We start from the raw sequence: 6,875 nt of genomic DNA on the forward strand, positions 1-6,875 counted from the left end.
AGTTATGAGGTACAAGTTACTACTATCACTACTCGCCCTTTCGATTATTATTGTCATTAGCGCTTGTTCAACAAATACTAATGATGAAAGTAAAAACGAAACAAAGAACCAAGCAACAGAGAGTGAGACAGCAACGAAAGAAATTGAGCTCGATGAGGATGGCAATCCTGTTCCGTTTAGCTCCGTTTTAAAAGACTTAGACAGCTATTCTGAAGAAGAGCAAGCACTTATTAATCGCGGTAGAGAGTTAAGTGACCACACTGCTGATTTATTACCAAATAACGTTGGCAACAGATTATCATGTGCAAGCTGTCACGCTCAAAGCGGTATCGGTGACGCTGTCAACTTGATCGGAGTCACAAAACGATTCCCACAATACTCTAAGCGTGAAGGTCGAGAAGTTACGTTAGAAGAACGTATTAACGGTTGTTTCATCAGAAGTATGAACGGTACTGAACTCGATGAAGATTCTGACGAGATGAAAGCATTTATTGCCTTCTATGAATATATCAGTGATGGTGTTGAAGGCGAAGAATATCCATTTATGACTACTAAGTTAGCTTCTGAAGAACTACCTGAACCAAACGTGAGCAATGGTGAAGCTTTAATGGAACGTTTTAACTGTACAACATGTCACGGTGATCCACTTGCTGACAATGCACACTTAACTGGACCAGCATTATATGGAGAACATTCATTTAATGATGGTGCTGGAATGGCTAGATTACAACAAATGCATGGTTACTTAAAACGCTACATGCCGCTCGGTCAACCTGGTACTTTAACTGACCAAGAAGCAGCAGACCTTGCTGGTTATTTACTCATGCAGGATCGACCAGAATTTAAAGGTGAAAACTTGTTCCCTGAAGGAAAGCCAGATGACTACTTCAACAAAGAAACACGTGAAAAGATTAAAAACGGCAAAATGAAATGGACTGACTTTAAAGCAGTTCAAAAATATAACGAGAATAATTAGTAATGAATAAAGCAGATGCGTCGGCATCTGCTTCTTTTTAATAAATAAATGGATTCGTATTGATGTTTGTTGCTACGACTTTTAAATCTATTTTTTCAGCTAATTTATTTTTTAATCCTTCAACCATCATATATTCTAAATAATGGCCCACATCGATTAAATTAAACCCTTCTTCTTTTGCATCGAATGCTTCGTGGTATTTAATGTCTCCAGTGATGAGGCAATCTGCTTGTCTCATCGCTTGAGAGATAAAGCTCGCACCACTGCCACCTATTATCGCAACACGCGCTAATTTTTCGTCATTTCCTTTTACGACATTAACGATTGGTGTCTTTGACGTTGTCTCTATTTGTTTAACTAAATCATCCATTGTGCCGTTAAATAGAGCAACTACACCGAGACCGTTACTTGTCGGTTTTGTAATTGTAAATACGTCATATGCTGGTTCTTCATATGGATGTGCTTCGATCATTTTTAATATTTTATCCGTATTTCCGTCGAATATTGCTTCAATGATGACCTCATCCACGTACTCTAATTCATTATGCGTTCCGATTGTAGGATTTGCATGTTCATTTGGTCTAAATTGACCTTGAACGTCATATTCAAAGAAACATTCACTATAGTCTCCTTGATTACCAAATCCAATGTCGCTTAACTCCTTTTTAAACGTTTCTTTATCTTCTTTAGGAATATTCACGCGTAACTTATAAGTCACCGCGTCATGACGGATTAAAGGAGATACAACTTTTAACCCGAGAGCTTCTGCAATCATAACACTGACTCCGTCATCTTGATGGTCAAGGTTTGTGTGCATTGCGATTAAATTCATATCATTTTTTATAATTGCTTTAATAATTTTTGACTGATAACTATCATCGAGTTTTGAAATTTTTGGAAAAATGATTGGATGATGCGCGATAATCGTATTCACATTTTCATTAAGTGCCTCATCAATAACGTCTAAATTACAGTCGAGTGTCGTCATAACTCCAGTGACTGTATTATCATTTGAACCAACGAGAAGACCGACGTTATCCCAGTCTTCAGCGTCTTTAAACGGTGCAACTGTATTAAGAACTGCCATTAACTCTTTAATATTCATGATTAATCACCTGATTAATTAAATTTATGTCGTTCGTAATCTCTTCTAACTTATCTATCTTCTTACTCGACTGTTTAATTTGACTTTTAATATGCTGTAAGTGTTCTTTATCTTTTTTTAATTTTAAAATAAAAAGATCTGCTCTTTTCTTTAAATTGATAGGACCAAATTTAAACTCTAAATCACTTAAATTTTCTTTACCGTATTCAAATACGATAAGTTCATAAAATTTATCATTATAAAAGTTTATTTCTTCATCGATAATTTTATAATTTAAATTTGCCATCTCACGTCTAACAGATTCCCCGTATACGTTTGAACTCACTACAAATCTCGGCGTATTATTTAAATAGGTTTGTCCATCTTTTATAATCGAGGCGATTAACGGACCACCCATACCACAAATCGTAATAGTATCAAACTCTTCATCTTTTTGAATCACAGATAAACCAGAACCTAATCTCACATCGATTTTATCGTCGAAGTTATATCCTTTTACATTTGATTTTGAATTTTCAAATGGACCTTTAACAACTTCACCTGCTACGGCATATTTAATTTTATTTTGTTCTATTAAATAAATAGGTAAATACGCATGGTCACTACCGACATCTAACAATCTATCTCCAATAACGTATTTACTTACTGCTTTTAATCTCGTGTCAATCATTATATCCACCTAATTTAAAAAAACTCCTACATCAAATGTAGGAGTTATCATTTCAATTATTTATTACTTAGTAAAGAATTCATACATAGCGTCGATTTCTTCATCTGAAATTTGACTTTCAGAGAACGCTGGCATTGCAGTTCCTTCAATACCATTTCTAACGTCTTTAACAAATGTTTCTTTGTCAACGCCAGTTCCAGCTAATGCAGGACCCATACCACCTGAGAAGTCTTGACCGTGACATGACGAACAGTTATCTTTTGCTACGCCCTCACCATCAGCATCTCCAGAAGATGCGTTATCTCCGTCTTGTTGTTCAGTTCCGTTATCAGCAGTATCTCCACCATCATCAGTAGCTCCGTATGAAGAAAGTAAGAATACAAGTCCGACACCTAGGAAGATGATCAGTAAGAATGGGATAATTGGATTCTTGTTCATTAAATTTCCCTCCCCTTATAATTAGCATATTCTTATTCAATTGTATACTACTTGCAAATAAATTCCAACGAGTATTTTTTGTAATTATACACTTTGTTCACAATTAATCCATAAAATCTTTAAGTTTTTTAGAACGAGAAGGATGACGAAGCTTTCTTAACGCTTTCGCTTCGATTTGACGAATACGTTCGCGAGTTACTCCGAACACTCTACCAACTTCTTCTAATGTACGAGTACGACCATCATCTAAACCAAAGCGAAGACGTAATACATTCTCTTCACGGTCCGTTAACGTATCTAAAACATCTTCTAATTGATCTTTTAGCATTTCATATGCTGCGTGATCCGATGGGCTTTGTGCTTCAACATCTTCAATGAAATCTCCAAGGTGTGAATCATCCTCTTCACCAATTGGAGTTTCAAGAGAAACAGGTTCTTGTGAAATTTTTAAAATTTCTCTTACGCGGTCAGCTGTAATATCCATTTCTTCTCCAATTTCTTCTGGCGTTGGTTCACGCCCTAAATCTTGAAGTAATTGTCTTTGAATACGAATGAGTTTGTTAATCGTTTCAACCATATGAACAGGGATACGAATTGTTCTCGCTTGGTCAGCAATCGCACGCGTAATTGCTTGACGAATCCACCACGTTGCATACGTCGAGAATTTAAAACCTTTCGTGAAGTCGAACTTTTCAACAGCTTTAATAAGACCCATATTCCCTTCTTGAATAAGATCTAAGAATAACATCCCACGACCAACATAACGTTTTGCAATACTGACTACGAGACGTAAGTTTGCTTCAGCTAATTTATTTTTTGCCTCTAAGTCTCCCGCTTCAATACGCTTTGCGAGCTCGACTTCTTCTTGAGCCGTTAATAGATCTACGCGTCCGATTTCTTTTAAATACATACGTACTGGATCGTTAATTTTAATACCGACCGGTGCAGACATATCACGTACGTCTAATTTCTCATCTTTATCATCTGCGTCTTTTTCGTTCACAAGTTCAATCTCTGCAGTATGAATTTGCTCAAAAAATTCATCCATTGCATCAGAGTCTAAGTCAAAATTTTGTAACTTATCGGCAATTTCTTCGTGAGATAACTCACCTTCTTGCTTTCCTTTTTCTAATAGGAACTGTTTTACAGACTCAATATTTGTCATATCTATTTCATTTTCATCTAATGATAGCGTCTTTTTAACTGACATTGAAATCCCCCTAATTTATTTTGACTTTGGAAATTTTTGGAGTTCTATTAATTGATTAAAGAGTTCTAACGCTCGCTCATCATCTCCAATGAGTTCAGCTTGCTCAATTTCTTTGATCAGATTATTTTTCTCCCCACTACTTGAACTTATACCACAAATCGCCTGTATATAATCATTTAATTCTTGCTCTTCTAAGACAGGTAAATCAGTCGCGATAATGTGTTCTAAACAAGTGATTAATTCGGGGTCAATATAAGATATAAACATCTGTTTATCAAATGTATCGAATTCGCTAAAATATTCCACTAATTTATTTATTATATCATGATAACCACTTGTTTGAAATAAATCTAAGTCAAAATTTGAGGTAAAATACTGCATTCTCTCTTTACTATTGATTAATGTATGCATAATATGTTTCTCTTTAAACTCACGTGACGTTACACGTGTCACACTCGGACTACTGAACGTTGTTTTATTGTCTCGTCGACGTTGTTTTTTGGGCAATTGTCGATAGATAAGCTCTGCATCAACTTCATAGAGTTCAGATATTTGTTTAACAAGACGGCTTTGTTCCACTTCGTTATCGATATATTTTAATAGTTGAATCGAATGATTTAAGTACTCAGAGAACTTTAAGTCGTTTCGTTTTGAACTTTTAAGTTTTTCTTTCGCATCATAAACAATAAAATGATCTCGGTTCTCATAAATATACTTCTCAAATGACTCTTCTCCATGCTTTTCAATAAACTCATCCGGGTCCATATCTGTTTGTAACGGAATGACATATGGATTTCCTTTTTGTTCAAGTATCTTTTCTCCGACTGATTGTGTTGCATTTTTACCCGCTTCGTCTCCGTCGAACATTAATGTTATATTTTTAGAGACTCGCTTTAAAATTTCAATTTGCTTTAAAGACACACTCGTCCCCATCGTCGCGACGACATTTTTTATAGATGTATTTTTTACTTTTAATACATCCATATGTCCTTCCATTAAAATCACTTCTTTTTCATCCTGGATGACTTTATAAGCATCTGATAAATTAAATATAATCGAGCTTTTATGGAAGATGTCTGTTTCAGGAGAGTTTAAATATTTCGGCGTATCATCACCTAATGCTCGTGCTGTAAAAGCGACATATTTGCCTTTATGATTTTTGATCGGTATCATAATACGATTTCTAAATCGGTCAAAGTACTCGAACGTCTCTTCATTTCGTGCTACGAGACCAGCTTGAAACATCATCTCTTTAGAGAACTTTAGATTTTCTAATAGCTGAATAGCACTATCTTTTATATTTGGAGCAAAACCGATCTTTTCCTTTTTGATTTGTTCGAGTGTAAAACCTCTCTCTAATAAATAGTTCAGTGCATCTTTCCCTTCAGCAGTTGCCACTAAAATATTATGATAGTTATCTACCATAATCTCATGCATTTTAATGAGTTGAAGTTCTTTTGAATTCACATTCGTTTTCTTATGTTTAACTTTAATACCCGAACGCTCGCCAAGAGATTGTAATGCTTCATTGAAGGGGAGGTTTTCCATCTCCATATAAAAGTCAATTACTGATCCATTTGCTCTACAACCGAAGCAATAATAACTTCCCGTATCTTTATAAACGTTAAAAGAAGGTGTTTTTTCGTTATGAAATGGACAAAGCCCAACGTAGTTATTACCTCTTTTTTCTAAATCAACATATTCTGAAATGACATCTACAATGTCAGTAGATTCTTTTACTTGATCCACTACAGATTTTTCCGCCATTCAATACACCTCTATAAATTCATAATTCTAATAATCTCACTCGCAGTTTCTTCTATCGCTTTATTTGTAACATTGATTGTACAGCAACCAATTTTTTTAACTGTTTGATGGAAATACTCGAGTTCCTCTTCGATTCTTTCGTTTTGGCCGTATTTAGCATTTTCAAGTAATCCAAGTTGCTCGAGGCGGCTTTTTCGGATTTCAAACAGTGATGATGGATCAATTTCTAACCCGATACATTTATTAGGATCGATTTCAAATAATTCTTCTGGTAATTCGACTTCTGGGACAAGTGCAATATTAACAACTTTATATCCCCTATATGCTAAAAACTGTGAAAGTGGCGTTTTAGATGTTCTCGAAACACCAATTAATACGATATCTGCATATTTTAAACCAGATGGATCTCTACCATCGTCATAACGTACTGCGAATTCAATCGCTTCTATCTTTTTGAAATAGTCCGCGTCGAGTTTATGGACACGACCTGGTTCATATAACGGTCCTCCCTCTAGTTTTTCTTTCAACATATCCATAACTGGTGTCATAACGTCTACAAATGGAATATTGAGTTGTGTAAGTTTCTCTACGATATACTTTGAAAGCTCTGGTTTAATAAAAGTGAAAATTACAACGACATTATCTAATTTAATCGATTGAATAAAATTATCGATATCCTTCACATCTTTTAAATGCGCATATCTTTTTA

At 35.1% G+C, this 6,875-nt stretch carries 7 protein-coding genes; 1 reads left to right on the forward strand and 6 read right to left on the reverse strand.

What is annotated here, in order from left to right; translation table 11 throughout:
• On the forward strand, positions 1-976 hold a 976-nt coding region (locus TJ68_RS01570; RefSeq protein ID WP_052327242.1), incomplete at its 5' end, for a c-type cytochrome.
• A gap of 37 nt (positions 977-1,013) precedes the next feature.
• Here the strand turns inward: TJ68_RS01570 and TJ68_RS01575 are convergent.
• From TJ68_RS01575 to TJ68_RS01600, 6 genes are all read right to left on the reverse strand, one after another.
• Positions 1,014-2,081 (reverse strand): Nif3-like dinuclear metal center hexameric protein, encoded by a 1,068-nt coding sequence (locus TJ68_RS01575; RefSeq protein ID WP_040928368.1) that lies wholly within the window; start codon positions 2,079-2,081, stop codon positions 1,014-1,016.
• The gene (locus TJ68_RS01580) at positions 2,071-2,751 is read right to left on the reverse strand and encodes a tRNA (adenine(22)-N(1))-methyltransferase (RefSeq protein WP_040928369.1); all 681 of its coding nucleotides are present in this window, start codon (positions 2,749-2,751) and stop codon (positions 2,071-2,073) included. The genes TJ68_RS01575 and TJ68_RS01580 overlap by 11 nt, the downstream gene beginning before the upstream one ends.
• Before the next feature lie 63 nt (positions 2,752-2,814).
• Positions 2,815-3,189 (reverse strand): c-type cytochrome, encoded by a 375-nt coding sequence (locus TJ68_RS01585; RefSeq protein WP_040928370.1) that lies wholly within the window; start codon positions 3,187-3,189, stop codon positions 2,815-2,817.
• A gap of 103 nt (positions 3,190-3,292) precedes the next feature.
• On the reverse strand, positions 3,293-4,399 hold the full coding sequence (rpoD, locus tag TJ68_RS01590) for an RNA polymerase sigma factor RpoD (RefSeq protein WP_040928371.1): 1,107 nt from the start codon (positions 4,397-4,399) through the stop codon (positions 3,293-3,295).
• Between the two features lie 15 nt (positions 4,400-4,414).
• On the reverse strand, positions 4,415-6,166 hold the full coding sequence (dnaG, locus tag TJ68_RS01595; RefSeq protein ID WP_052327243.1) for a DNA primase: 1,752 nt from the start codon (positions 6,164-6,166) through the stop codon (positions 4,415-4,417).
• Between the two features lie 11 nt (positions 6,167-6,177).
• The coding region (locus tag TJ68_RS01600) for a pyruvate, water dikinase regulatory protein (RefSeq protein WP_040928374.1) at positions 6,178-6,875 on the reverse strand (698 nt) is incomplete at its 5' end.

Source organism: Nosocomiicoccus massiliensis, assembly GCF_000438455.1.
GTDB lineage: Bacteria > Bacillota > Bacilli > Staphylococcales > Salinicoccaceae > Nosocomiicoccus > Nosocomiicoccus massiliensis.